Origin of the sequence: Nocardia exalbida NBRC 100660 (assembly GCF_000308575.1) — a bacterium.
Classification (GTDB): Bacteria; Actinomycetota; Actinomycetes; order Mycobacteriales; family Mycobacteriaceae; genus Nocardia; species Nocardia exalbida.
The window spans coordinates 1-259 of sequence record NZ_BAFZ01000029.1 but is presented as its reverse complement, the minus strand read 5'-3'; the positions used below and the strand labels follow the sequence as shown (position 1 = coordinate 259).

1 rRNA gene is annotated in these 259 nt (G+C 62.5%); it reads right to left on the bottom strand.

Features of this window, described 5'->3' with window-relative positions:
- Positions 1 to 42: 42 nt before the first annotated feature.
- Positions 43 to 159 (bottom strand): 5S ribosomal RNA (rrf, locus tag ON29_RS06145).
- Between the last annotated feature and the right edge of the window lie 100 nt (positions 160 to 259).

Here is a 259-nt window from a genome sequence, read left to right as displayed (position 1 = left end):
CGAAAGGCCCTCGACGGTGTCGAGGGCCTTTCGTGAAGGATGTTCCGGCGGTGTCCTACTCTCCCACACCCTGTCGAGTGCAGTACCATCGGCGCTGGCAGGCTTAGCTTCCGGGTTCGGAATGGGACCGGGCGTTTCCCTACCGCTATGGCCGCCGTAACTCTATGAAACTATCCACACCCCCCGTTCGACACCACCTCTCCTCCCGTGGACTCCCACCGGCCCGGAAGCCGATATGGAGAGGGGGAGACGATGTGTC